22 protein-coding genes are annotated in these 24535 nt (G+C 64.8%); 10 read left to right on the forward strand and 12 right to left on the reverse strand.

What is annotated here, in order from left to right; genetic code table 11:
• Positions 1-150: 150 nt before the first annotated feature.
• The 3 genes from ACEN9F_RS19415 to ACEN9F_RS19425 are packed head-to-tail and all read left to right on the forward strand — an operon-like array spanning position 151 to position 5752.
• On the forward strand, positions 151-2241 hold the full coding sequence (locus tag ACEN9F_RS19415) for a TonB-dependent siderophore receptor (RefSeq protein ID WP_413422406.1): 2091 nt from the start codon (positions 151-153) through the stop codon (positions 2239-2241).
• The gene (locus ACEN9F_RS19420; RefSeq protein ID WP_413422408.1) at positions 2238-4637 is read left to right on the forward strand and encodes a PepSY domain-containing protein; all 2400 of its coding nucleotides are present in this window, start codon (positions 2238-2240) and stop codon (positions 4635-4637) included. Before ACEN9F_RS19415 ends, ACEN9F_RS19420 begins: the two co-directional genes overlap by 4 nt.
• A 26-nt stretch (positions 4638-4663) precedes the next feature.
• The gene (locus ACEN9F_RS19425) at positions 4664-5752 is read left to right on the forward strand and encodes a serine hydrolase domain-containing protein (protein ID WP_413422410.1); all 1089 of its coding nucleotides are present in this window, start codon (positions 4664-4666) and stop codon (positions 5750-5752) included.
• A gap of 1 nt (position 5753) precedes the next feature.
• Here ACEN9F_RS19425 and ACEN9F_RS19430 read toward each other — a convergent pair whose 3' ends face one another.
• The 7 genes from ACEN9F_RS19430 to ACEN9F_RS19460 form a co-directional block, all read right to left on the reverse strand.
• Positions 5754-6797 (reverse strand): histone deacetylase family protein, encoded by a 1044-nt coding sequence (locus ACEN9F_RS19430; RefSeq protein ID WP_413422411.1) that lies wholly within the window; start codon positions 6795-6797, stop codon positions 5754-5756.
• A 32-nt stretch (positions 6798-6829) separates the two neighbouring features.
• Positions 6830-8428 (reverse strand): glutamate--cysteine ligase, encoded by a 1599-nt coding sequence (gene gshA, locus ACEN9F_RS19435; RefSeq protein ID WP_413422412.1) that lies wholly within the window; start codon positions 8426-8428, stop codon positions 6830-6832.
• Positions 8429-8598: 170 nt separating this feature from the next.
• Positions 8599-9444: a peptide chain release factor N(5)-glutamine methyltransferase gene (prmC, locus tag ACEN9F_RS19440; protein ID WP_413422414.1), complete on the reverse strand. Its 846-nt coding sequence runs from the start codon at positions 9442-9444 to the stop codon at positions 8599-8601.
• Positions 9441-9911 (reverse strand): disulfide bond formation protein B, encoded by a 471-nt coding sequence (locus tag ACEN9F_RS19445; protein WP_413422416.1) that lies wholly within the window; start codon positions 9909-9911, stop codon positions 9441-9443. Before ACEN9F_RS19445 ends, prmC begins: the two co-directional genes overlap by 4 nt.
• A gap of 113 nt (positions 9912-10024) precedes the next feature.
• The gene (gene prfA / locus ACEN9F_RS19450) at positions 10025-11101 is read right to left on the reverse strand and encodes a peptide chain release factor 1 (RefSeq protein WP_413422418.1); all 1077 of its coding nucleotides are present in this window, start codon (positions 11099-11101) and stop codon (positions 10025-10027) included.
• Between the two features lie 74 nt (positions 11102-11175).
• A complete protein-coding gene (gene hemA, locus ACEN9F_RS19455) occupies positions 11176-12450 on the reverse strand; it encodes a glutamyl-tRNA reductase (protein WP_413422421.1) in 1275 nt (424 codons plus the stop codon).
• A gap of 104 nt (positions 12451-12554) precedes the next feature.
• Entirely contained in the window at positions 12555-13244 is a 690-nt protein-coding gene (locus ACEN9F_RS19460) for a response regulator transcription factor (protein ID WP_413422423.1), read from the reverse strand.
• 235 nt (positions 13245-13479) lie between these two features.
• Between ACEN9F_RS19460 and ACEN9F_RS19465 the strand changes: the two genes are divergently transcribed.
• On the forward strand, positions 13480-14001 hold the full coding sequence (locus ACEN9F_RS19465; RefSeq protein ID WP_413422425.1) for a hypothetical protein: 522 nt from the start codon (positions 13480-13482) through the stop codon (positions 13999-14001).
• 75 nt (positions 14002-14076) lie between these two features.
• On the opposite strand, the gene minE is transcribed toward ACEN9F_RS19465, so the two are convergent.
• The 4 genes from minE to metE all read right to left on the reverse strand — a co-directional run bounded on the left by minE (position 14077) and on the right by metE (position 18446).
• The gene (gene minE, locus ACEN9F_RS19470) at positions 14077-14328 is read right to left on the reverse strand and encodes a cell division topological specificity factor MinE (protein ID WP_166098948.1); all 252 of its coding nucleotides are present in this window, start codon (positions 14326-14328) and stop codon (positions 14077-14079) included.
• A gap of 2 nt (positions 14329-14330) precedes the next feature.
• On the reverse strand, positions 14331-15146 hold the full coding sequence (gene minD / locus ACEN9F_RS19475; protein ID WP_413422427.1) for a septum site-determining protein MinD: 816 nt from the start codon (positions 15144-15146) through the stop codon (positions 14331-14333).
• Between the two features lie 26 nt (positions 15147-15172).
• Positions 15173-15940: a septum site-determining protein MinC gene (gene minC / locus ACEN9F_RS19480; protein ID WP_413422429.1), complete on the reverse strand. Its 768-nt coding sequence runs from the start codon at positions 15938-15940 to the stop codon at positions 15173-15175.
• Positions 15941-16091: 151 nt separating this feature from the next.
• Positions 16092-18446, reverse strand: coding sequence for a 5-methyltetrahydropteroyltriglutamate--homocysteine S-methyltransferase (metE, locus tag ACEN9F_RS19485; protein WP_413422432.1), 2355 nt, complete (start codon positions 18444-18446; stop codon positions 16092-16094).
• A 107-nt stretch (positions 18447-18553) separates the two neighbouring features.
• Between metE and ACEN9F_RS19490 the strand changes: the two genes are divergently transcribed.
• From ACEN9F_RS19490 to ACEN9F_RS19515, 6 genes are all read left to right on the forward strand, one after another.
• Positions 18554-19462, forward strand: coding sequence for a LysR family transcriptional regulator (locus tag ACEN9F_RS19490; protein ID WP_413422434.1), 909 nt, complete (start codon positions 18554-18556; stop codon positions 19460-19462).
• 254 nt (positions 19463-19716) lie between these two features.
• Entirely contained in the window at positions 19717-20895 is a 1179-nt protein-coding gene (locus tag ACEN9F_RS19495) for an acetyl-CoA C-acetyltransferase (protein ID WP_413422436.1), read from the forward strand.
• A gap of 78 nt (positions 20896-20973) precedes the next feature.
• Positions 20974-21714: an acetoacetyl-CoA reductase gene (gene phbB, locus ACEN9F_RS19500; RefSeq protein WP_413422438.1), complete on the forward strand. Its 741-nt coding sequence runs from the start codon at positions 20974-20976 to the stop codon at positions 21712-21714.
• 90 nt (positions 21715-21804) lie between these two features.
• Positions 21805-22761, forward strand: coding sequence for a prolyl aminopeptidase (gene pip, locus ACEN9F_RS19505; protein WP_413422440.1), 957 nt, complete (start codon positions 21805-21807; stop codon positions 22759-22761).
• An 87-nt stretch (positions 22762-22848) separates the two neighbouring features.
• Positions 22849-23292: a DUF2721 domain-containing protein gene (locus tag ACEN9F_RS19510; protein ID WP_413422442.1), complete on the forward strand. Its 444-nt coding sequence runs from the start codon at positions 22849-22851 to the stop codon at positions 23290-23292.
• Positions 23293-23314: 22 nt separating this feature from the next.
• Complete coding sequence (locus tag ACEN9F_RS19515; protein ID WP_413422444.1) at positions 23315-23767, forward strand: hypothetical protein; 453 nt, start codon at positions 23315-23317, stop codon at positions 23765-23767.
• Positions 23768-23795: 28 nt separating this feature from the next.
• On the opposite strand, the gene ACEN9F_RS19520 is transcribed toward ACEN9F_RS19515, so the two are convergent.
• On the reverse strand, positions 23796-24392 hold the full coding sequence (locus ACEN9F_RS19520; protein WP_413422446.1) for an SRPBCC family protein: 597 nt from the start codon (positions 24390-24392) through the stop codon (positions 23796-23798).
• Positions 24393-24535: the final 143 nt, after the last annotated feature.

Here is a 24535-nt window from a genome sequence, read left to right on the forward strand (position 1 = left end):
TGGCGTTGTTTGCAGCGCCCATGTACGAACTATACATCGTGCACTATTCAATAGCAAGCTATTTCTATAAATATTTTAAGTGATCTTCGTAATTGATAATGATTCGCATTATCTATAGAATGTACCGCATTCCTCTTATTTGGCCTTTCCATGTCCCAGTTCCGCCTGCTGCCGCTGTACCTCGCCCTTTTTCCTATCGTCGCGATGGCGCAGGAGGGCGACGACAAAGTCCTGCAAGCCGTCAAGGTGACGGCCGCGCGCGCCGACGGCTTCGAGCCGAAGACCGTGGAGGCGGGCAGCTTCCGTGGGGCGGACATCATGGACGTGCCGTCCACCGTCAACGTCGTCACGCGCGAGGTGCTGGAATTGCAGGCGGCCGGCGGTTTGTACGACGCGCTGCGCAATACCGCCGGCGTCACCCGCCAGCAAAACGGCGGCGAGACCTGGGACCAGTTGGTGATCCGGGGCCTGGCCGTCGAGAACCGCACCAACTACCGCCTTAACGGCTCGCTGCCGGTGATGAACTTCTCGCAGGTGCCGATGGAGGACAAGGAGCGCGTCGAAGTGCTCAAGGGCGCCACCGCGCTGTACTACGGCTTCACCTCGCCGGCCGGCGTGGTCAACTTCGTCACCAAGCGCGCCGGCGCCACGCCGGTCGGCACGGTCGGCATGATGGTCGACCAGAACGGCAGCGCGGTCGCCACGGCGGACGTGGCGCGCCGCTTCGGCGAGCAGCAGCAGGTGGGCGTGCGCGTCAACGCCGCCGGCGGCACGCTGGGTTCCTATATGGACGATGTCGGTAACGGCAACCGCAAATTCGTTTCGGCGGCGCTGGACTGGCGCGTCAATTCGCGCCTGCTGCTGAAGGCCGACCTGGAATACGACAGCCGCCGCGTGACCGAGCAGGCCGGCATCGCGCTGCCGACCGCCGTCGGCGGCGTCATCACGCTGCCGGCCGCAGTGGACCCGAGGCGCTTGATCGGCCCGGACTGGGCCAAGTTCGACGCGCAATCCAGGAACGTCCTGCTGCGCGCCGACTACGCGCTGAGCGACGACTGGGCGCTGACGGTGGAAGGCGGCCGCTCCGAAACGGCGCGCGACCGCAGCCTGGCGATCTTCCGCCTGACCAATGCGGCGGCGCTGGCCACCGGCGCCGGCCGCATCACCGGCAACCTGCAGCACAGCGTGGTCGATTCGAACATGCTGCGCGCGGAACTGGCGGGTGCCGTGACCACCGGCCCGGTCAAGCACGAGCTGACCTTCGGCGCGGTGCGCACCGATAAGGGCCAGGATCCGATCTACCAGGCCACCTACACGATCCCGTCGCAAAACCTGTACAACCCGACGCCGGTGACCAACTACACCGTCAGCGCCTACCCGGCCACGCCGACCACCGCCGCGCTGGACTCGCGCGACTCGGGCATCTATGCGATCGACCGCCTGACCTTCTCGCCGCAGTGGCAGGCGGTGGCCGGCGTGCGCAGCGTGAAGTACAACAGCGACCAGGGCACGAGCCACTATGACGTCAGCAAGACCACGCCGATGGCGGCGCTGATCTACAAGCTGAGCGGCGACCTGTCGTTCTACGCATCGGGATCGCAGGGGCTGGAGGAGGGCGAGACCGCGCCGACCGGCAGCGCCAACGTCGGCGAGCGCATGGCGCCGGGCGTCAGCCGCCAGAAGGAACTGGGCGCGCGCTGGCGCGTGCCGGGCGGCACGCTGCTGCAGGCGGCGGTATTCGATATCAGCCGTCCGGGCTACTACACCAACAGCGCCAATATCTTCACCGCCGACGGCGAGCAGCGCTATCGCGGCCTGGAACTGTCGGCGCAGGGCAAGCTGACGCGCCAGCTGTCGTGGCAAAGTTCGGCGCAGTTCCTCGATCCTGAATTCCACAACATCGGCGCGGCCTACGACGGCAAGCTGCCGGAGAACGCATCGAAGCAGACCGGCAGCGCCTTCCTGTCCTATGAACTCGATGCGGTGCCGGGCCTGTCCTTCAACGGCGGCACGTACTACACCGGCCGCCGCCCGGTCAACGACTTGAACCAGGCCTTCCTCGGCGGCGTCACGCTGTTCAGCGTCGGCGGCCGCTACGTGACGACCGTCATGGGCAAGCGCACCACCTGGCAGGCCAACATCGACAATGCCGCCGACAAGCAGTACTGGGCCGGCGCCGGCACCCGCCTGGCGTCCGGCGCACCGCGCCTGATTAAACTGAGCGTGAAGGTAGACCTGTGAAAAAGCTCTGGTTCCAGCTGCACTGGTTCATCGGCATCACGGCCGGCACGGTGTTGATCGTGATCGGCCTGACCGGCGCCATCCTGGCCTTCCGCGAAGAAGTGCTGGACTGGCTGAACCCAGGCGTGCGCAATGTCGCGCTGCAAAGCGCGCCGGTGCTGGCGCCGCAGCAGATCGCCCAAACGGCCAAGCTGCTGCATCCCGACGAGCGCGTCGTCAGCATCATCCTGTACGACACGCCGGGTTCAAGCGCGCGCGTCGGCCTGGCGCCGCCTCCGGGCGAGCGGCGCGGCGAAACGATTTATCTCAATCCTTACACCGGCGCGCAGCTGCCGGAGTTGCGCTACGAAGGCTTCTTCGAATGGATCGAGTCGCTGCACCGCTTCCTGCTGCTGCCGCGCGAGCCGGGCAAGCTGGTGAGCGGCACGCTGGCGTTCTGCCTGATGGGCCTTGCCCTCAGCGGCCTGTATCTGCGCTGGCCGCGCCGCGTGTTCGACTGGCGCACCTGGCTGACCTTCGATACGCGCATGAAGGGCCGCTCCTTCCTGTGGGGATTGCACTCCGTGGCGGGCACCTGGGTGATGGTGGTGTTCCTGATGTTTACCGCGTCCGGCGTGTACTGGGCCTTCGATCCGGTCCGCGATATGGTGGACGGCTGGCTGGGCACGACCCGCCCGCCGCGCGTAGCCACCGCGCAGAAGCCGAAGACAGCCAAGCCGCCGAAAGCCCAGACTGCGGAAACCGCCGACCTGACGTTGAGCTGGGCCACCTTCCAGCAGGCCGCGCCGAACTGGCAGATGGCCTTCCTGCGCCCGCCGGAGCGCGCCGGTCAGCCTATCCAGATCTTGTGGGTAGCGAAAGACGCGCCGCACGTGCGCGCGCGAGGCCGCATGTCGATCAACCAGCAGACCGGCGAGATGCTCAAGAACGAACCCTATGCCGACATGCCGTTGGGCTCGCGCCTGCAATCGACCATCTATCCGCTGCACATCGGCACCTACTTCGGCCTGACGGGACAGATCATCGTCTTCATCGCCGCGCTGGCGCTGCCCGGCTTCGGTATCACCGGCTGGATGCTGTACCTGAACCGCCGCAAGGCCAAGCGCAGCGCGCTGGCCGAACGCAAGCAGCTGGCCGCGGCCGCTGGCGCCGCCGCCGATGCCGACGATCCCGTGCTGCTGGCCTACGCCAGCCAGACCGGCCAGGCCGAGCGCCTGGCGCTGCAAAGCGCCGCCGCGCTGCAGAAGGCCGGCGTCGCCGTGCACGTGCACTCGCTGGAAAAAATCACGCCGCCGCAGCTGGGCAAATACCGCCGCGCGCTGTTCGTCGCCAGCAGCTTCGGCGAAGGCGAGCCGCCGGATCCGGCGCGCCGCTTCAGCCGCATGCTGCACGACCGGAGCGAAGCGCTGGCGCACATGCAGTACGCGGTGCTGGCGCTGGGCGACAAGAACTATGCGCAGTTCTGCGGCTTCGGCCAGACGCTGGACCAGCGCCTGCGGGTGCTGGGCGCGCAGCCGCTGCATCCGATCATCGAAGTCGACAACGGCGATCCGGTGGCACTGGGCCGCTGGTCGCACGCGCTGCGTGAACTGAGCGGCGCCGAAGCGGCGGATATGTCGCTGTCGGCCGCCGCGCCGGATACCGACTACGGCAGCTGGCGCATGACGGAGCGCGTGTTGCTGAACGAAGGCGGCATCGGCGATCCGCTGTACGACATCACCCTGTGCGGCGACGCTTCCGCAGGCTGGAAACCGGGCGCGCTGGTCGACATCTGGCCAGGCCACTACGGCGCGCAGGAAACGCCGCGCCGCTATTCGCTGGCTTCCCTGCCGCAAGATGGCGGCATGCAGCTGATCGTGCGCCAGATGCGGCATGGGCAGGGCATGGGACTGGCGTCCGGCTGGCTGACGGCGCAGGCGGCCATCGGCGACGAGGTGCGCGTGCGCTTGATCGACAATCCATCGTTCGACGCGCATCCGCAGCCGCTGCCGTCCATCTACATCGGCAACGGTTCCGGCATGGCCGGCCTGCGTTCGCACCTGCGCGCACGCGTCAGCGAAGGCGAGCAGCGCAACTGGCTGATCTTCGGCGAGCGCCAGCGCGCATTCGACAGCATCTGCGCGGAAGAAATCCGGCGCTGGCGCGACGGCGGTTTCCTGCCGGAGCTGGACCTGGTGTTCTCGCGCGACGTGGCCGGCGGCGAATACGTGCAGGACCGCATGCGCGCCAAGGCCGACATGCTGCGCGCCTGGATCGCCGACGGCGCCGTGCTGTACGTCTGCGGCAGCCTGCAAGGCATGGCCGCCGGCGTCGATGCGGCGCTGACCGATATCATCGGCCGCGCAGCGCTCGACCAGCTGGTGGAGGAAGGCCGCTACCGGCGCGATGTATACTAGGGCGATCTGAATTGATCGGAGCGGACATGGCAAGCAAGCTTCTCACCTTGGTATTGACAGGCATGTGCATGACCGCGGCCGCGGCCGAAGCCGAATGGCCACAGGCTGCGGCTGCCGCCGCTGGATTGCAGCCGCAGCCGCTGGAGGCGATGGATGCGGCCATCCGCAAGGGCGACTTCAAGCAGATCACCAGCATCCTGATCGCCAAGGACGGCAAGCTGGTACACGAGGCGTACTTCGACGCCGATGGCGAAGGCGGCTTGCGCAACACGCGCTCGGTGACCAAGAGCGTCACCGATATGCTGGTCGGCATCGCGATCGACCAGGGCAAGCTGGCCGGCGTCAAGGCGCCGGTGTTTGCGTTCTTCCCCGAGAAGCACCCGGTGCGCTATCCCGATCCGCGCAAGGAAAAGATCACCGTCGAAGATCTGCTCAGCATGAGTTCACTGCTGGAGTGCGACGATCAAAACCAGTACTCGCGCGGCAACGAGGAAAGCATGTACCTGCTGGAGGACTGGACCCAGTTCGCGCTCGACCTGCCGATACGCGGCTTTCCGGACTGGGTGGCCAAGCCGCAGGATTCGCCCTACGGACGCAGTTTCTCCTACTGCACCGCCGGCCCGACACTGCTTGGTCCTTTGCTGGAAAAAGCCACCGGCGAGAAGATCGACCAGTTCGCGGCGCGTACGCTGTTCAACCCTCTGGGCATCAACAAATTGAAATGGCAGTACACACCCGCTGGTACGGCCATGACCGGCGGCGGCCTTGGCCTGCGCAGCCGCGACCTGCTGAAGCTCGGCCAGCTGTATCTGGACGGCGGTGTGTGGCGCGGGCAGCGTATCGTCTCGGCCGGCTGGGTTCAGCAATCGATGGCGCCGCATTCGCAGGTCGACGAGCAGACCGAGTACGGTTATCTATGGTGGATCAAGCGCTTCGCGCAGGATGGCAAGACCTACCGCACCGTCATGATGTCCGGCAGCGGCGGCAACAAGGTGGTGGTGATGCCGGAGCAGCACCTGGTGGCGGTCATCACGACCACCAACTTCCAGGTGCGCCAGCCGCATGCGGTCAGCGAGAAGCTGCTGGCCGATTACATCTTCAAGGCGCTGCCCTGAATTACAGCGCGGTCTCGTAGCCTTCGAGGACGTTGACCACGTTGGTGCCCAGTTCCTTGACGGCGTAGCCGCCTTCGAAGATGAAGGCGGTCGGCAGGCCGAGGTAGGCCAGGCGTTCGCCGATCTTCAGGTAGTCGGCGCTTTGCAGCGCGAAGCGCGACAGCGGATCGCCGGCGAAGGTGTCCACGCCCAGCGACACCACCAGCGCGTCCGGCGCAAAGCTGCCGAGGCGGATGCAGGCCGTCTCCAGCGCCGCGAACCAGGCCTTGGCCGTGGTGCCGGCCGGCAGCGGCAGGTTCATGTTGTAGCCCGTCCCCGCGCCTTCGCCGCGCTCGTCGGCGTGCCCGAGGTAGAACGGATACTCGCTGCGCGGATCGGCGTGGATGGAGATGAACAGCACGTCGTCGCGGCCGTAGAAGATGCTCTGCGTGCCGTTGCCGTGGTGGTAGTCGATGTCGATGATGGCGACCCGCTTGGCGCCGTCGTCCAGCATGTGCTGGGCCGCCAGCGCGGCGTTGTTCAGGAAGCAGTAGCCGCCGAAGAAATCGGCGCCCGCGTGGTGGCCGGGCGGGCGGCTCAGGACGAACGCGCCGCGCTGGCCCAGGCGCAGCGCATGCGCGGCGTTGACCGCGCAATCGGCGCCGGTCTTGGCCGCCGTCCAGGTGCCCGCCGTCAGCGGCGTGCCGCTGTCCATCGAGTACAAACCCAGCTTGGCGCAGAAGTTGTCCGGCTCGATGTCGTCGCGCAGCGTGCGCACCGGCCAGACGGCGGGGAAGGCATCCTTGTCCGCGTTGGCCGGATCGAGCGCCAGCCATTCGCTCCAGGCGTTGCGCAGGAAGTGCAGGTAGCGCGGCGTGTGGATGCGCTCCAGCGACATCAGGGGCACGCCGTGCGGGGTGACGATCTTGCCCAGGCCGCGCCGCCCCAGCTCCGCCAGCACCGAGTCCACGCGCTCCGGCTTTTCAAAGCAGGGCACCATCTCGCCGCGAAAAATCTCGAAGCGGCCCCGGTGTTGAGCGTGCAGTTCGTTGTAGAAGGTGAGCAAAGGGGCCTCGCGCGATGGTTGGAACCCTCAGTTTAGTCGCAATCCTGGCGCGAGTGGCAGAGATTGCTGGCGCGGTAGGCGGCAACATAGTCGTCGAAGTTGATCTGCGGCGCCGCTTCCATCTCCGCCTGCTCGGCCAGCGAGACGGCGGCCAGGCCGTCGAAGTAGGCCGCTTCGCCGGCGCTCGGCGGATGGCTGCGGAAATGCGCCGCATGCCGCTCGCTTTGCGCCAGCGCGAAGGCGCCGAACGACTTGCCGTTGGCGCGCAGCGCCGCCAGCACCCTGGCCGACGGCGTCAGCTCGGCGTTGGCCAGCTTGGCCGATTGCGCGGCCAGCGAGTCCGCATGCTGGCTGTCGCCGCGCAGCGTGTCGAGCAGCGCGGCCACCGGGCGGATACGCTCCAGCAGTTCCGCGCCCCAGCTTTGCAGCGAGACTTCGGCGTCGCCGTTATTCAGCGTCAGGCCCGGACGACGGCCTTCCTTGACGGTGCGGGCGAAGTTTTCGGTATGGCGCGCGCCTTCTTCCGGCGAGATGGCCGGGCTATCCTCCAGTGCGCAGAACAGCAGGAAGGCGTCGAGGAAGCGGCCGGTCTGCAGGCTGATGCCGACCGGCTCGAACGGATCGACGTCCATGCAGCGCACTTCGATGTACTGCACGCCGCGCGAGCACAGCGCCTGGATCGGCCGTTCGCCGGTCTGGATCACCCGCTTCGGGCGGATGGTGGCGTAGTACTCGTTCTCGATCTGCAGCACGTTGGTGCTCAGTTGTATCCACTCGCCATCGCGCTTGGTGCCCAGCGCCGCATACGGTTCGTAAGGCTGGTTGACGGCCTTGGTCAGCGCCGCGACGTAGCTGTCCAGGCAGTTCTCGTGCGGGCTCAGGCCCGACTGCGCATCGTTCTGGTAACCGAGGTCGCTCATGCGCAGGCTGGTGGCGTACGGCAGGTACAGCGTGTCGTCGGACAGCGTTTCCAGCTTGTGCGGACGGCCGCGCAGGAAGCTGCTCGACAGTACCGGCGAGGCGCCGAACAGATACATCAGCAGCCAGCTGTAGCGGCGGAAGTTGCGGATCGTCGCCAGGTAGGCTTCGGACTGGAAGGACTTGGCCGACAGGCGCTTGTCGCCGGCTTCATGCTCGGCCAGCACGCGCCACAGGCGCTCGTCCAGCGAGTAGTTGTAGTGGATGCCGGCGATGCATTGCATCGCCTTGCCGTAGCGCAGCGCCAGGCCGCGGCGGTACACATGCTTGAGCGTGCCCAGGTTGGAGCTGCCGTACCAGGCGATCTCGATGTCTTCCTCGCCCGGCAGCTGGCAGGGCATGGACTGGCTCCACAGCAGTTCGTCGCCCAGCTTGGTGTAGGCGTAGCGGTGGATGCCTTCCAGCTTCTCGATGGTGGTGGCGATGTCGGATTCGGCCGGGGTGATGAACTCCAGCAGGGTCTCAGCGTAATCGGTGGTGATCTGCGGATGCGTCAGGGCCGAGCCCATCGCGGCCGGATGCGGGGTCGCGGCCAGGTGGCCGCGCGGATCCACCCGCAGCGTTTCGCGCTCGATGCCACGCAAGCCGCCCAGCACCGGACGGTGCTCAGGCTTGGCCAGCAAGGCCAGGCGGCGAGTCAGTAGATTGGACAATTGGATCTTCCTTTCGTGTTGCATCAAACGGTGAGGTGCGAGATTAACCGAAAACGGCAAAACGCGTCGGCGTCGGCTCAAAGTCCGGCCGGCGCCGCAGATCGCTTGCTAGTTTATCAAATACTGGGGAGGGTGGCGAAAAGCCAGTTTACGCAGCGGCGGGGCGCTGGTCAGTGCGTTCGCGCACCGCTGACGCGCTCGATGCCGGCCAGGTCGGTCCAGCTCTGGACATCTGTGTAACCTTGTGCGGTTAACAAGTCGCGCACGGCGGCGGCCTGGTCGTAGCCGTGCTCCATCAGCAGCCAGCCCTGCGGTTTCAGATGCTGTTGCGCGCCGGCGATGATGGTGCGCAGCGCCGACAGGCCGTCGGCGTGGTCGGTCAGCGCGCCGGTTGGCTCGAAGCGCAGGTCGCCTTCGGACAGGTGGCGGTCGCCGCTGGCGATGTAGGGCGGATTGGAGGCGATGACGTCGAACGGCTGCAGGCCGCCGGCCTGCAGCGCCGCGTACCAGTCGCTGTGCAGGAAGGTCACGCGGGCGCCGTTGGCGGCGGCGTTGCGCCGCGCGACTTCCAGCGCCGCCGGGCTGACGTCGAGCGCGCTGACGTCGGCGTCGCGCCGCGTATGCGCCAGCGCCACGGCGATGGCGCCGCTGCCGGTGCCCATGTCCAGCACGCGGCCTTGCGGCGGCAGGCGTTCCAGCGTCAGCTCGACCAGCAGTTCGGTGTCGGGCCGGGGGATCAGCACGGCGCCGCTGACTTCAAACGGCAGGCCGAAAAATTCGCGCTGGCCGATGATGTAGGCGACCGGCTCGCCGTCCAGCCGGCGCCGCACCAGCGCGGCGAAGCGCTGCGCTTCGCCGGCGTTCAAGGCGCGTTCCGATTGCGTGATCAGGCTGACGCGCGACAGGCCCAGCGCGTGGCACAGCAGGATGCGGTTGTCCACGGCGTCCAGCAGGGACTGCACTTGCAGCGCGCCGATGCTGACGCCTGCCGCGATGGCGCCGGGATGCGAGATCATCGGCGCGCGCGGCGGATCAGCAGCCAGCCCAGCGACAGCGTGAACAGGCCAAACCACAGGAAGGACCACTGCGGAATCGACAGGCCGAACCAGGGCGCCAGCGCGTCTTCGCACAGGCCGTCGGCCCGGAACAGGAAGGGCAGGTAGGTCGCGGTCGGGATCTTGTTGAGGAAGGTTTCAACCGGATCGATGCCGCAGGACAGGCCGGGATGGGCCAGCACGTACAGGTGCTTGCCGGCGGTGTACAGGCCGCCCAGCGCGGCCAGCAGGCCGACGCCCGCGCCGATCTTCGGATTGGTGTAGGCGCCGATCAGCGCGGCCACGCCGATGGCGATGAACAGGTAGCGCTGGATCACGCACAATGGGCAAGGCAGCATGTCCAGCCCGTGCTGCAGATACAGGGCGACGCCGATCAGGCCAAAGGCGCCGATGGCGATGGATAGCAGCAGGGAGCGTGTATGTATCATGGTGATCCGTTCAGTTGTGCGGGTAGATTAGCGGGCAATTCTCGCACAAAGTTGTTCGATTAACCTTAACCAGCGATTAAGCGCCGTCCTCGCGCACGCGCGGACGACGGGCCTTAGTCGCCCAGCGCCGCCAGCAACTCGGCCTGGTGTTCGGCGGCCAGCGCATTGGTCAGCTCCACCAGGTCGCCGTCCATGATGAAGTCCAGCTTGTACAAGGTCAGGTTGATGCGGTGGTCGGTCATGCGGCCCTGCGGGTAGTTGTAGGTGCGGATACGTTCGCTGCGGTCGCCGGAGCCGATCAGGCTCTTGCGGGTGGCCGCCTCCTTCGACTGCTGCTCGCGCATTTGCACGTCCTTGATGCGCGCCGCCAGCACCTTCATGGCCTGCGCCTTGTTCTTGTGCTGCGAGCGGTCGTCCTGGCACTCGACCACGATCCCGGTCGGCAGGTGGGTGATGCGGACGGCGGAATCGGTCTTGTTGATGTGCTGGCCGCCGGCGCCGGAAGCGCGGTAGGTGTCGATGCGCAGGTCGGCCGGGTTGATGTTGACGTCCTCGACTTCGTCCGCCTCCGGCATCACCGCCACCGTGCAGGCGGAGGTGTGGATGCGGCCCTGGGTCTCGGTGGCCGGCACGCGCTGCACGCGGTGGCCGCCGGACTCGAACTTCAGCTTGGAGTAGACGCTGTTGCCGATCAGGCGCACGATCACCTCGCGGTAGCCGCCCAGGTCCGACGCCGATTCCGACACCACTTCCACCTGCCAGCGATTGCGCTCGGCGAAGCGGGTGTACATGCGCAGCAGGTCGCCCGCGAACAAAGCCGATTCGTCGCCGCCGGTGCCGGCGCGGATCTCGAGGAAGATGTTGCGCTCGTCGTTGGCGTCCTTCGGCAGCAGCATTTTCTGCAGCTCGATTTCCAGTTCCGCCAGGCGGGCCTTGGCCGCTTCGATCTCGTCCTGCGCGAAATCCTTCATCTCCGGATCGGACAGCATCTCCTGCGCGGCGGCCAGGTCGCCGATCGCGTCCTGGTAGGACTTGTACAGCGCGACCAGCGGACCGAGTTCGGCGTGCTCGCGGGTCATCTTGCGATAGGCGTCCATATTATTGGTCGCGCCTTCGGACATCAGCAATTCATCGAGTTCGACCAGGCGGTTCGCCAGTTGATCGAGCTTGGCCAGCATGGATGGTTTCATAGCGTATTCTTTGAAAGGTAGGACGTGCGCCGCGCAGGTGGCGGCGAAGGAGGTATGGCGGGGAGGCGGTGCCGCTAACGGCGGCCGCGGAACAGCTGCGGCAGCAGCTCGGCCAGGTGGGCGCGCTCGTCGCCCTGCGCACGGTGCAGCGCCTGCTGCGGACCGTGCATGAATTTCGCGGTCAGGCCCTTGGACAGGGCTTCCAGCACGGCGTCGACGTCTTCGCCGCGGGCCAGCATCTTGCGGGCGCGTTCCAGCTCCAGCTGGCGCAGCGCTTCGCCGTTTTCCTGCAAACTCTGGATCACCGGCACCACGGCGCGGTCGTCGATCCAGTGCATGAAGGACTGCACGCGGGTCTCGATGATCGCTTCGGCCTGCGCCACGGCGGCCTGGCGGTTTTCCATCCCGGTCTGGACCACTTTGCCCAGGTCGTCGACGGTGTACAGGAAGGCGTCGTTCAGGCGCGCCACTTCGGGTTCGATATCGCGCGGCACGGCCAGGTCGACCATGAACATCGGCTTGTGGCGGCGCGCCTTGATCGCGCGCTCGACCATGCCCAGGCCGATCAGCGGCAGCGACGAGGCGGTGCACGAGATGACGATGTCGTACTGGTGCAGCTTGTCCTGCAGATCGGCCAGGCGGATGGCGCGGCCGCCGAAGCGGTGCGCCAGGATTTCGCCGCGTTCCAGCGTGCGGTTGGCGATGGTGATGGATTTCGGATTCTGCGCCGCGAAGTGCGTGGCGCACAGCTCGATCATTTCGCCGGCGCCGATGAACAGCACGTTCTGCTCGGAGATCTTGTCGAAGATGCGCTGCGACAGGCGCACGGCGGCCGCCGCCATCGACACGCTGTGGGCGCCGATCTCGGTGGTGCTGCGCACTTCCTTGGCGACCGAGAACGAGCGCTGGAACAGCTGGTGCAGATAGGTGCCCAGGCCGCCCGCTTCGTCGGCGGTGCGGATCGCGTCCTTGATCTGGCCCAGGATCTGGGTCTCGCCCAGCACCATCGAGTCGAGCCCGGAGGCGACGCGGAAGGTGTGGCGCACGGCGTCGTGCTGCGGCAACAGGTACAGGTGCGGGCGCAGTTCGGCGTAATTGAGCTGGTGGAAATCGGCCAGGAAATGGGCGCCGGCGTCGAGCGGGTCGGGCACCTGGCTGGCCGCATAGAGCTCGGTGCGGTTGCAGGTCGACAGGATCGCCGCCTCGTCGGAGCCGCGATGGTCGATGCGCTCGAACCACGACCGCGCCGCCACCACCGCCTGCCCCAATTGCTCGGGGGCGAACGCCAGCTGCTCGCGTAGCGAGACCGGTGCGGTGTTGTGGTTGAGGCCGACGGCAAGCAGCTGCATTTCGGGTCCGGAGCGTGAATGTGCGGACATTATACCGTGACTACCCCTATGTTGCCCGGCGGGACTGCCTAAAGTTATAGCAGGTATCTACTGCGGCGGATGTTTCAGGCGCCCAGCTTTTCCAGGCGGTAGCCGTAGCTGTAGACCGGCACCAGGCGGAAGCCGTTTTCTGGCTTTAATTGCAACTTGTTGCGCACGCGCGAAACGTGGGTGTCCATCGTGCGCGACGGCACGGCGGTCTCGCGTATCCACACCGCTTCATGGATGTAGGCGCGCGACAGCGGGCGGCCGATGTTGCGGAAAAATAACAGTGCCAGGTAGAACTCTTTGTGGGTCACATCCAACACTATGCCATCCATCAGCAGGCGGCCGGGACGGGTTTCAAACACATATTGACCGAATTGCAATTGTTCGGCGCCGTTCTGGGCCGGGTAGGCGCGGCGCAGCAGGGCTTGCACGCGGGCCACCATTTCGCTCCGGCGCAGCGGCTTGATCATGTAATCGTCGGCGCCGGCGCCCAGGCCGGCAACGATGTCGTCCTCGCCGGAACTGGTGGTCAGGAACAGCACGGGCGCGCTGTCGGGCAGCTTTTCGCGGGCGCGGCGCAGCACTTCGGCGGCGCCCAGGTCGACCACCTGCCAGTCGAGTATCAGCATGTCGTAGCTGTCCTTGCGCAGCTGCGCCAGCACGTCCTTGGCGGTCTGGAAGCTGTGGCAAATATGGCCTGCGGAGGTCAACACCTGGCAGATCAAGTCGGCTTGGCTACGGTCATTGTCAAGTACGGCGATTCTCATACTACTGCCCGTTGGAAAATGTTAAGGAGAAGTCACTTCAAATATAACAGAGATTTACAAAAAAATTAGCAAAATGGCCAACTATTTTTTTATAGACACTAATGTTGAGCTTCTTGTAACACTTGGTTTCATTGTGCGCGCCTGACTATTCATTACACGGTACACTGGAAAAACGCTGAATTCAATGAAGAAGTTGAAAATTGGCAAGAACGCACAGTTGACGCCAGGAGGCGCCATGAGCTTCAAAAAAGACACAAATTGGACGCTGGTACCCGCATCCGCGCGTGATATCGAGGCGGTGCGCGAGCGCTGCCGGCGGCTGGTGCGGCGGCGCGCGATGGTGTCGGCCGGCGTGGCGGCGGTGCCGATCCCGGGCCTGGACGTGGTGTCGGACCTGCGCCTGTTTTCGCTGCTGATCGACGACATCAACCAGGAATTCGGCCTGTCGCAGCAGCAGATCGAGCGCCTGCAGCCGCGCTTCAAGCTGATCGCCTACGAAGCGGCGATCGGCGTCGGCGGCATGCTGGTGGGGAAGTTGGTGACGCGGGAAGTGGTGATGCATGTCTTGCGCCGTACCGGCTTCAAGACCGTGGCGCGGCAGGCGACCAGGCTGGTGCCGCTGGCCGGGCAGCTGGCCTCGGCCGGCATCGGCTTCGTGGCCTTCCGCCAGATCGGCTACCAGCACGTCGAGGCGTGCGCCAGGGTGGCGCAGGAACTGATCACGGCCGGCGTGCACCGGCCGTTGCATAATCTTTAGGTTGTTTCAAAATGAGCGCAGCGAGCGCCTGCACGAGGAGGAACCGCAACGAAGCCGCGGTCCTTTTGAAGCAACCTAAGCGTCCGGCAGCACCACGTTGACGTCGAGCACTTCCAGGTTGCCCTGGCGGTCCAGCGAGATCTTGATGTCGTCGGCGTTGACCTTGGTGTACTTCGAAATCACCTCGATCAATTCCTTGTGCAGCGCCGGCAGGAAGTCCGGACCGCTGCGGCCGTTGCGCTCGCGCGCGATGATGATCTGCAGCCGCTCCTTGGCCGCGGTCGCGGTTTTCGGTTTAGGCGGGAACAGGAAAGAAAGCAGGGCCATAGTTACTTGCTCCCAAAGATACGCTGCAGCAGGCCAGGCTTTTCATAGTTGGTAAAGCGCAACGGCAGTTCCTGGCCGAGGAAGCGCGACACCACATCTTCGTAGGCTTCCGCAACATCGGTGCCCTTGAAGTGAATCGCCGGATTGCCCTGGTTCGATGCATGCAGCACCGATTCCGATTCCGGAATGATGCCGATCAGCGGAATGCGCAGGATTTCCTGCACATCTTCGTACGACAGCATTTCGTCCGCGTCCACGCGTTTCGGCGAGTAGCGGGTGATCAACAGGTGTTCCTTGACCGGCTCGCCGCCGGTCTGCGCGCGGCGCGACTTGGCCTGGATGATGCCGAGGATGCGGTCCGAGTCGCGCACCGACGAGACTTCCGGGTTGGTGACGATGATGGCTTCATCGGCGAAGGTCAGCGCCATCAGCGCGCCGTGCTCGATACCGGCCGGCGAATCGCAGATGATGAACTCGAAGCCCATGTTGATCAGCTCGTGCAGCACGACTTCCACGCCGTCTTCGGACAGCGCGTCCTTGTCGCGCGTCTGCGACGCCGGCAGGATGAACAGGTTGTCGCAATGCTTGTCCTTGATCAGCGCCTGGGTCAGCGATGCCTCTTTATTGATCACATTGATCAGGTCGTAGACCACGCGGCGTTCGCAGCCCATGATCAGGTCCAGGTTACGCAGGCCGACGTCGAAGTCGATCACCGCGGTCTTATGGCCGCGCATGGCCAGGCCGGTGGAGAAGCTGGCGCTGGAAGTCGTCTTACCGACACCGCCCTTACCGGACGTTACAACAATAATTCTCGCCACAAATAATCCTTTTCAGAGAGGTGATGTCAAGCGCGGGTTGCCGAATTGACAGATAGTATATCGATTCGGTCGCCCACCAAGCGAATTTGCGCAGGAGAACGTGCATATTCCTTCGGAAATCCGTCTTCAAAAGTGCGGTAAACGCCGGCAATTGACACCAACTCCGGCGACATGTTCAAAGCAAAGATGCGCGCCTCGGGATTGCCGGAGGCGCCGGCCAGCGCGCGGCCGTTCAGCGTGTTGTAGACGTGGATGCTGCCGTCGGCGATGATCTCGGCGCCGTTGTTGACCACGGCGGTGACGATCAGGTCGCAGCCGCGCGCGTAGATGCGCTGGCCGGCGCGCACCGGGGTGTCGATGATCATCACGCCGGCGTTGCCGGGCTGGCCTTCGGCGGCGGGCGCGGCCGGGGCTGGCGCGGCCGCCGGCGCGGGCGCCGGTTTGGCCGGGGCCGCTTCGTCGTCGCGCGGCTTGGTCGCCGCTTCCAGGCTCAGGCCGTGGGCGGCGATTTCCGCATGCAGCGCCGGCGCGGCATTGCGCACGGCGACCGGCTTCAAACGGTATTTGGCCAGCACGGCGATGATGCCGGCCCAGTCGATCTGGCCGCAGCCTTCCGGCAGCGCGGCGACGTCGATCACGGTCAGGTCGTCTTCAAAGAAGTCGCTGGTGCCGCCGGTCATTTCGGCCAGCGCGGCGTCGAGGGCCAGGCGGTCCGCCGTGGACAGGATGGCGGAGACTGCGACTACGGTGGAAATCTTGATTTCTATGGGCTTTTGAAACAGGCTCTTGGACATGGGCGACAGTATTAGAGGGTTAACCTCGCGCGCATGCGCAGGCAACAGCATTTTACTGTCAAAAAGCACGGAAGGGGAGGGCTGGCACCGTACTGAGCCAGCAAATATGCGGGATCGCCGTCCCTGCGGTGCGGGGACGGCGTGAACGGGCCTAGTAGATCGCGTGCTCGCTGCGCAGTTGCTTGGCGGCGGCCACCATGTTGCGCAGCGCGGTTTCGGTTTCCGCCCAGCCGCGCGTCTTCAGGCCGCAATCCGGATTGACCCACAGGTTGGCCGGCGGAATCACCGCGCTGGCTTTCTGCAGCAGGCGCACCATCTCCTCCTTGCCGGGCACGCGCGGCGAGTGGATGTCGTACACGCCCGGCCCGATCTCGTTCGGATAGCGGAACTGGCCGAAGCCGTTGAGCAGCTCCATGTCCGAACGGCTGGTCTCGATCGTGATCACGTCCGCATCCATGGCCGCGATCTGCGGCAGGATGTCGTTGAACTCGGCGTAGCACATATGCGTATGGATCTGCGTGCCGTCCGCCACCGCGCTGGCCGAGACGCGGAAGGCGCGCGTGGCCCAGTCCAGGTACTCGTCCCAGCGGCTGCGGCGCAGCGGCAAGCCTTCGCGCACGGCCGGCTCGTCGATCTGGATGATGCCGATGCCGGCCTGCTCCAGGTCCGCCACCTCGTCGCGGATCGCCAGCGCGATCTGCAGCGCGGTGGCCGAGCGCGGCTGGTCGTCGCGCACGAACGACCATTGCAGGATCGTGATCGGGCCGGTCAGCATGCCCTTCATCGGCTTGCCGGTCAGGCTTTGCGCGTGCACGGTCCAGTCCACCGTCATCGCCTTCGGACGGCTGACGTCGCCGAAAATGATGGGCGGCTTGACGCAGCGCGAGCCATACGACTGCACCCAGCCCAGTTGCGTGAAGACGAAGCCGTCCAGCTGTTCGCCGAAATACTCGACCATGTCGTTGCGCTCGGCCTCGCCGTGCACCAGCACGTCCAGTCCCAATTCTTCCTGGCGTTGCACGGCGAAGGCGATTTCTTCGCGCATCCTGATCTCATAGTCGGCGGCGTTCAACTCGCCGCGCTTGAAGCCGGCGCGCGCGGCGCGGATCGCCTGCGTTTGCGGGAAGGAACCGATGGTGGTGGTCGGGAACGCCGGCAGCTTGAAGCGTGCGCGCTGCTCGGCCTGGCGCTGCGTGAAACCGGAGCGGCGCTGGTCGGCGTCGCCCGGCAGCGCCGCGATGCGGCTGCGCACGGCGGGCTGGTGCACGCGGGCGCTGGCGCGGCGGCTGGCGATGGCGGCGCGCGAGCGCTCCAGCGCTTCGCTGGTGGCGGCGTCGTACTCGCCTTGCAGTGCGCGCTTGAGCACGTACAGCTCGTCCAGCTTGTCGGTGGCGAAGGCCAGCCAGGAACGGATCTCGCCGTCCAGCGCGGTTTCCGCCGCCAGCGTGAACGGCACGTGCAGCAGCGAGCACGACGACGACAGCCACAGTTTGCCGGCGCGTTTTTCAACGATCGGCGCCAGCACGGCCAGCGCCGCGTCGAGGTCGGTGCGCCAGATGTTGCGGCCGTCGACGATGCCGACCGACAGCACCTTGTGCACCGGCAGCCAGTCGGCGATGCTGGTCAGCTCGTGCGGGGCGCGCACGCCGTCCACGTGCAGTCCGGCCACCGGCAGGCGGCAGGCCAGGCTGAGGTTTTCCTCCAGCGGCGAGAAGTAGGTGGCCAGCAGCAGCGGCACGCCGACCTGGTTCAGCTGCCAGTAGGTATGCTCGAACGCGCTGCGCCATGGCGCCGGCAGGTCGAGGCCGAGGATGGGCTCGTCCACCTGCACCCATTGCACGCCTTGCGCCTTCAGGCGGTCCAGCACCTGGCCGTAGACCGGCAGCAGCTTGTCCAGCAGGCCGAGGCGGTCGAAATCGGTCTTGGTCTTGCCCAGCCACAGGAAGCTCAGCGGTCCCAGCAGCACGGCCTTGACCGCATGGCCCAGCGCCTGCGCTTCGGCCACCTCATCGAACAGGCGCTCGCAAGCCAGCGAGAATGCGGTTTCCGGCGTGAATTCCGGCACCAGGTAGTGGTAGTTGGTGTCGAACCACTTGGTCATTTCCAGCGCGGCCGAGGCGTGCAGGCCGCCGTCGTTGGAATGGTCGTGGCCGCATGCAGCGTGATCGTGCTGCCTGCTGCTGTTGCCGCGCGCCATGGTGAAGTAGCGGCTCAGCTGCGATTGCTCCGCGCTGAAGCCGTAGCGCGCCGGCTCGCAGCCGAGCAGCTGGATGTGGTTGGCGACCTGGTCGTAGTAGGCGAAATCGCCGACGGTGACGAAGTCCAGCCCGGCCTGCTGCTGCAGCGCCCAGTGGCGGGCGCGCAGGTCGCGGCCGACCGCTTCCAGCTGGGCTTCCGGCAGTTCGCCGCGCCAGTTCGCCTCCAGCGCGAACTTCAATTCACGGGCCGCGCCGATGCGCGGGAAGCCGGGGATGTGGCTGTGTATGGCGTTATTCGAGATAGTCATGATGTGTGTCATCCGCATTTAATATTGATGCTATAAAGTGTGCGGCAAACCGGTCTATAATCAAAACGAAAGATTTTGCGGCTTCACATGAAAATTATTAATAGACCATGCTAGAGATACGCCACCTCCGCACCCTGAGCGCGCTGCGCTCCGCCGGCAGTCTCGTCCGTGCTGCGCAACTGTTGAACCTGACGCAGTCGGCCCTGTCTCATCAAATCAAATTGCTGGAAGATCGCTACGGCGGGCCGCTTTTTGAGCGAAAATCCGTGCCGATCGGCTTTACCGCCACCGGTGCGCGGCTGCTCAAACTGGCCGATTTGCTGCTGCCGGAAATCGAAACCGCCGAGCGCGAAGTGGCCCGTTTGACCCAGGGCGACACCGGCCAGCTGCGCGTCGCGCTGGAATGCCACACCTGCTTCGACTGGCTGATGCCGGTCATGGATGAATTCCGCAAACGTTGGCCGGAAGTGGAGATCGACCTGGTCTCGGGCTTCCACAGCGAGCCGGCGGAATTGCTGCGCAGCGGCGACGCCGATCTGGTGATCGGTTCGCCATACGGCCCGGAATTCGCCACCTTCCCGCTGTTCCGCTTCGAGATCCTGGTCGTGATGGCGCAAAAGCACCGCCTGGCGGCGCAGCGCCGCCTGCAGGCCGTTGATTTTGAAGGGGAAACGCTGATCACCTACCCGGTGCCGGAAACCCGCATCGACCTGATCCGCGAAGTGCTGCTGCCCGCCGACATCCACTACCAGCGACGCACCGCCGAGCTGACGGTGGCCGTGCTGCAGCTGGTGGCCAGCCGCCGCGGCATCGCCGCGCTGCCCAACTGGGCCATCAAGAACTACGTCGACTACGACTACGTGATCGCCAAGCCGATCGGCGACCACGGCTTGTGGAGCGACCTGTTCGTCTCCGTGCCCGAGTCGCAAAAGCAAAAAGCCTACGTCCTCGACTTCGTCAATGTGATACGCGAGCAGTGCGCCGCCACGCTCGATGGTATCAAATTATTATCGTGACAAATTGACACTGTTTCTTCAGAATGTAGTTGAAGGGTTTTGATGCGGATCAAAGTCGGCGACCAATCCGCCGCTTACGATGGGTCCCCAGTGCTTGCTTGCCGCTGGCACGGATGCTGCTAGAGAAATCCTGGCAATTTCTCGCGGCGACGCACAATCGAAACCCCTGACGGGCTACCCGTCGGCAGCGTATGATAAAAGTTCGCGTTGTTGCTTAAACTAAGCCGGCTGCGGCCGGCGCATTGGAGAGTCATATGGATGATGTAGTTATCGTGGCCGCTGGCCGTACTGGTGTGGGCAAATTCGGCGGCAGCCTCGCCAAGGTTCCCGCGTCCGAACTGGGCGCCCATGTGATCAAGGGCCTGCTGGCCAAGACCGGCATCGATCCCAACCTGATCAGCGAAGCCATCCTGGGCCAGGTGCTGACCGCCGGCGTCGGCCAGAATCCGGCCCGCCAGGCCGTCATCAAGTCCGGCCTGCCGAACAGCATTCCCGGCTTCACCATCAACCACGTCTGCGGCAGCGGCCTGAAGGCCACCCACCTGGCGGCGCAAGCGATCAAGGCCGGCGACGCGCAAATCGTCATCGCCGGCGGCCAGGAAAACATGAGCGCCTCGCCGCACGTGATCAACGGTTCGCGCGACGGCTTCCGCATGGGCGACTTCAAGGCGGTCGACAGCATGATCGTCGATGGCCTGTGGGACGTCTACAACCAGTACCACATGGGCACCACGGCGGAAAACGTCGCGAAAAAATACGACATCTCGCGCACCGAGCAAGACGAGTTCGCGCTGAATTCGCAGCTGAAGGCCGAAGCCGCGCAAAAAGCCGGCAAGTTCAAGGATGAGATCCTGCCGCTGGAAATCGTCCAGAAGAAGGGCAGCATCGTCTTCGAGACCGACGAATACGTCAAGCCAGGCTCGACCATCGAAGCGCTGGCCGGCCTGCGCCCTGCGTTCGCCAAGGATGGTTCGGTCACCGCCGGCAACGCTTCCGGCCTGAACGACGGCGCCGCCGCCGTCATCATGATGTCCGCCACGCAGGCCAAGGAACTGGGCCTGCCGGTGCTGGCCAAGATCAAGGCCTACGCTTCGTCCGGCCTGGACCCGGCCTTCATGGGCATGGGCCCGGTCTCGGCCACCAAGCTGTGCCTGAAAAAGGCCGGCTGGACCCCGGACGACCTGGACCTGCTGGAAATCAACGAAGCCTTCGCCGCGCAAGCGGTGGCGGTCAACAAGGAAATGGGTTGGGATACCAGCAAGATCAATGTCAATGGCGGTGCGATCGCCATCGGCCACCCGATCGGCGCGTCCGGCGCCCGCATCCTGGTCACCCTGATCCACGAAATGATACGCCGCGACGCCAAGAAAGGCCTGGCCTCGCTGTGCATCGGCGGCGGCATGGGCGTGGCGCTGGCGATCGAACGCGCGTAATTATTTAGCATGAGCGGCGCCGGGTTGCGGCCCGGCGCTGAAACCGATTTTTGGCGTCAATTAAAAGAGGGGACGAAAATGGCAAGAGTTGCATTAGTAACCGGTGGCATGGGTGGTCTGGGCGAAGCAGTGTGTTTCAAACTGTCGGCGTTGGGCTATTGCGTGGTCACCACATATTCCCCTGGCAATCCGAAGGTCGAGCAGTGGCTCGCCACTACCCGCGACCAGGGTTTCAATTTCCGCGCTTATCCGTGCGACGTGGCGGACTACGAGTCCGCCCAGGCCTGCGTGGCCGCGATTGAAAAAGACATCGGCCCGGTCGATGTGCTGGTGAACAACGCCGGCATTACCCGCGACATGACCTTCAAGAAGATGGACAAGCCGAACTGGGACGCCGTCATGGCGACCAACCTGGACTCCGTATTCAACATGACCAAGCCGGTATGCGACGGCATGGTCGAGCGCGGCTGGGGCCGCATCATCAACATCTCGTCGGTCAACGGCCAGAAGGGCGCCTTCGGCCAGACCAACTACTCGGCCGCCAAGGCCGGCATGCACGGCTTCACCAAGGCGCTGGCGCTGGAAGTGGCGCGCAAGGGCGTGACCGTCAACACCATCTCGCCGGGCTACATCGGCACCAAGATGGTGATGGAGATCCCGCAGGACGTGCTCGACACCAAGATCATTCCGCAAATTCCGATGGCGCGCCTGGGCAAGCCTGAAGAAGTCGCGGGTTTGGTGGCCTACCTGTCGTCGGACGAGGCGGCCTTCGTCACCGGCGCCAATATCGCCATCAACGGCGGCCAGCACATGTCCTGACCGGCATCGCTCGCCCGCTGTAGAGCCAGGTTCGTTCGCGATCCTGGCTTTTTTTTCGTACAATCTGCTATCGATGCTCAAAGGATAGCCATGTTCGACTCCTCTTCTCCCCTGTTCCCGCCCATCGCACCGACCCGGCACGGCATGCTGGCGGTCGACGACCTGCACACCATCTACTGGGAAGAAGTCGGCAATCCGAACGGCATCCCGGTGATCTTCCTGCACGGCGGCCCCGGCGCCGGCCTGTCGCCGCAGCACCGCCGCTTCTTCGATCCCGACCAGTACCGCGTGATCCTGTTCGACCAGCGCGGCGCCGGCAAGTCGCTGCCGCTGGGCGAGTGCCGCAACAACACCACCCAGCTGCTGGTCGACGATATCGAGCGCCTGCGCGACCTGTTCGGTATCGGGCAGTGGCTGGTGTTCGGCGGCTCCTGGGGTTCGACGCTGGCGCTGGCCTACGGCCAGGCGCACCCGGAGCGCTGCCTCGGTTTCGTCCTGCGCGGCATCTTCCTGTGCACGCAAGCGGAAATCGACTGGTTCCTGGACGGCGCCAAGTGGTTCCATCCCGAGGTGCACGCCGAATTCATCGCGCCGATACCGGAAGCGGAGCGCGGCAACCTGCTGCAAGCCTATGTGAGCCGCATCATGAGCGACGATCCGGCCGTGCACTGGCCGGCGGTGCGCGCCTGGAGCCGTTTCGAGGGCCGCCGCGTGTTCCTGCTGCCGCAGGCGGAAGATCCGCCGTCGGACGCGCTGGACCTGGGCGTCGGCCGCCTGGAATCGCATTACATGGCCAACCTGGGCTTCTTCGGCGACGACCAGCTGATCCGCGACATGGGCCGCATCGCCCACCTGCCGGCGGTGATCGTGCAGGGCCGCTACGACGTGATCTGCCCGCCGGTATCGGCCTGGCGCCTGCAGCAGGCCTGGCCGGGCGCGGTGATGAACATGATCCCGGACGCCGGTCACGGCGCGATGGAAAAAGGCATCTCGCGCGCGCTGGTGGCGGCCACCGAACAGTTCAAGCGGACCCGCACGTTTGCATAAAGACCACGCGCCGCAGTCCGGGATTCGGCCCGGCGGCGGCGCGGGCTGCTACACTATGGCTTGAGTAACAACCTGTCTAGCGCATCCATGAATATTCAGATCGGCGATATCGGCCACATCATCCAGCTGGCCATCGCGCCAGTCTTCCTGCTGACCGGCGTGTGCACCAACCTGATGGTGCTGACCAACCGCCTGGCGCGCATCATCGACCGTTCGCGGGTGCTGGAGGACAGGCTGGACATCGGCTACAGCGATGTCTATCTGAACGAACTGGATGTGCTATACCGAAGATCGCACCTGATCAACGCTTCGATCACCTTGTCGACCGCCTGCGGGCTGCTGATTTGCCTGGTGATCGCGATGCTGTTCCTGGGCGATATCACGAATATTTCGCTGGATAAGTACATCGCCGGCATGTTCGTCGTGGCGATGATGGCGTTGATCGGCAGCTTCTGCTACCTGCTGCGCGAGATTTTCATCGCCTCGGCGTCGATGCGTTCACATCGTCATGTGCGCCGCCCGCTTAAATAACTTGTAAAGATTGAGTACCATCATGCACGACTACCAACGCCCTCCGACCCTGCACCGCTACGGCGTGCGCGAAGACCTGGAACTGGCGCTGACCCAGGGACAATTCATCCTGACGCCCGCCTCCAGCTGCCTGACGCTGAGCTTCTCGCAGGTGTGGGACCGCAAGCTGTTCGAGCTGTTCAACGCCGACAGCTGCCTGATCATCCACAACACCGAGGAATTCGGCGAGCGCCTGCACCGCGCGGTGCAGCGCACGCTGCCCAGCTGGGCCGGGATCGACGGCGCCGTCGAATACGGCACCCGCGCGGCCTTGGGCGCGGCCTTCACCAAGACCGCGGCCGAAGCGCAGGAACACGAGTGGCAGTTCGCCTGGCGCGCGATGCAGAGCAAACTGAGTCTGAATCCGGTGCTGGTCAAGATCGGCAGCCTGGAAAACTTCGCCGAGCTACGCGACCGCGACACTTATTTAGCCTGAAGCTGCTTCATTTGTGTGGGGGCCGGGCTCACTTCGGAATAGCTTCCACCCTGGGCTCGTCGCGGCGGTCGATGCGCGTCAGCACGGCGTTCATCATGCGCTCGATATCGCTGCGTATCATCTTCGATCCGAGGATGCCGGGCACGTAGAAGTTCGGTATCATCTTGCCGCTGTAGACGATCTTGGTGCCGCCCGTCTCGGGCACCGGGATCAATTCCCAATGCGACTCATAGTGCTTCATATCGCCCGAAATCAGCGCGATGTCGATCGATGACATCGGCTGCTCGGTGGCGCGCACGATCAGGTGGATGGTCTTGGACATGAACAAAAAGCGGGCGACGCCGAATTGTTCGAGGATGACTTCATTGCCGTTGCGCGACAGGATCTTGCACGACTCCATATCCGGCACGAATTCGGCCATGCGCTCGTAGCTGGTCAGGATGCGCCATACCTTCGGCAGTGGCGCCGCCACCGTGCCGGTGGCGTCCACTTCGTACATGTGCACCGCATCGAGATTGACGCGGTTGACGGACACCTCCAGCTTGGGCAATTCAAGCCTAGGTGCTTGCGCCAACCCCACTTGGGCGGTCACACCTAACAACAAAAACAGAAGGAATCGCATCATCTTTCCAGCGTAAGGGAAAGGGTGGCAGAATACAAGAGAAGCACCCTCCGGTTACAAAATTCAAGCGCAGGGGCGGGGACTTTAGAAGCCCAGGTCTAGAGAATTCAGTTTTAATGCGGGCATCGTGACGCCCCACCCAAGGT

This window comes from Duganella sp. CT11-25 (assembly GCF_047302815.1).
Classification (GTDB): domain Bacteria; phylum Pseudomonadota; class Gammaproteobacteria; order Burkholderiales; family Burkholderiaceae_D; genus Rugamonas.

Coding starts and splice junctions, on each gene's coding strand:
- phbB (WP_413422438.1), top strand. CDS start 20,974: ATGGCAAGAGTTGCATTAGTAACCGGTGGCATGGGTGGTCTGGGCGAA.
- ACEN9F_RS19515 (WP_413422444.1), top strand. CDS start 23,315: ATGCACGACTACCAACGCCCTCCGACCCTGCACCGCTACGGCGTGCGC.
- ACEN9F_RS19415 (WP_413422406.1), top strand. CDS start 151: ATGTCCCAGTTCCGCCTGCTGCCGCTGTACCTCGCCCTTTTTCCTATC.
- ACEN9F_RS19425 (WP_413422410.1), top strand. CDS start 4,664: ATGGCAAGCAAGCTTCTCACCTTGGTATTGACAGGCATGTGCATGACC.
- prmC (WP_413422414.1), bottom strand. CDS start 9,444: ATGATCTCGCATCCCGGCGCCATCGCGGCAGGCGTCAGCATCGGCGCG.
- hemA (WP_413422421.1), bottom strand. CDS start 12,450: ATGCAGCTGCTTGCCGTCGGCCTCAACCACAACACCGCACCGGTCTCG.
- ACEN9F_RS19460 (WP_413422423.1), bottom strand. CDS start 13,244: ATGAGAATCGCCGTACTTGACAATGACCGTAGCCAAGCCGACTTGATC.
- metE (WP_413422432.1), bottom strand. CDS start 18,446: ATGACTATCTCGAATAACGCCATACACAGCCACATCCCCGGCTTCCCG.
- ACEN9F_RS19510 (WP_413422442.1), top strand. CDS start 22,849: ATGAATATTCAGATCGGCGATATCGGCCACATCATCCAGCTGGCCATC.
- minC (WP_413422429.1), bottom strand. CDS start 15,940: ATGTCCAAGAGCCTGTTTCAAAAGCCCATAGAAATCAAGATTTCCACC.
- ACEN9F_RS19490 (WP_413422434.1), top strand. CDS start 18,554: ATGCTAGAGATACGCCACCTCCGCACCCTGAGCGCGCTGCGCTCCGCC.
- pip (WP_413422440.1), top strand. CDS start 21,805: ATGTTCGACTCCTCTTCTCCCCTGTTCCCGCCCATCGCACCGACCCGG.
- ACEN9F_RS19445 (WP_413422416.1), bottom strand. CDS start 9,911: ATGATACATACACGCTCCCTGCTGCTATCCATCGCCATCGGCGCCTTT.
- ACEN9F_RS19520 (WP_413422446.1), bottom strand. CDS start 24,392: ATGATGCGATTCCTTCTGTTTTTGTTGTTAGGTGTGACCGCCCAAGTG.
- ACEN9F_RS19495 (WP_413422436.1), top strand. CDS start 19,717: ATGGATGATGTAGTTATCGTGGCCGCTGGCCGTACTGGTGTGGGCAAA.
- minE (WP_166098948.1), bottom strand. CDS start 14,328: ATGGCCCTGCTTTCTTTCCTGTTCCCGCCTAAACCGAAAACCGCGACC.
- ACEN9F_RS19465 (WP_413422425.1), top strand. CDS start 13,480: ATGAGCTTCAAAAAAGACACAAATTGGACGCTGGTACCCGCATCCGCG.
- prfA (WP_413422418.1), bottom strand. CDS start 11,101: ATGAAACCATCCATGCTGGCCAAGCTCGATCAACTGGCGAACCGCCTG.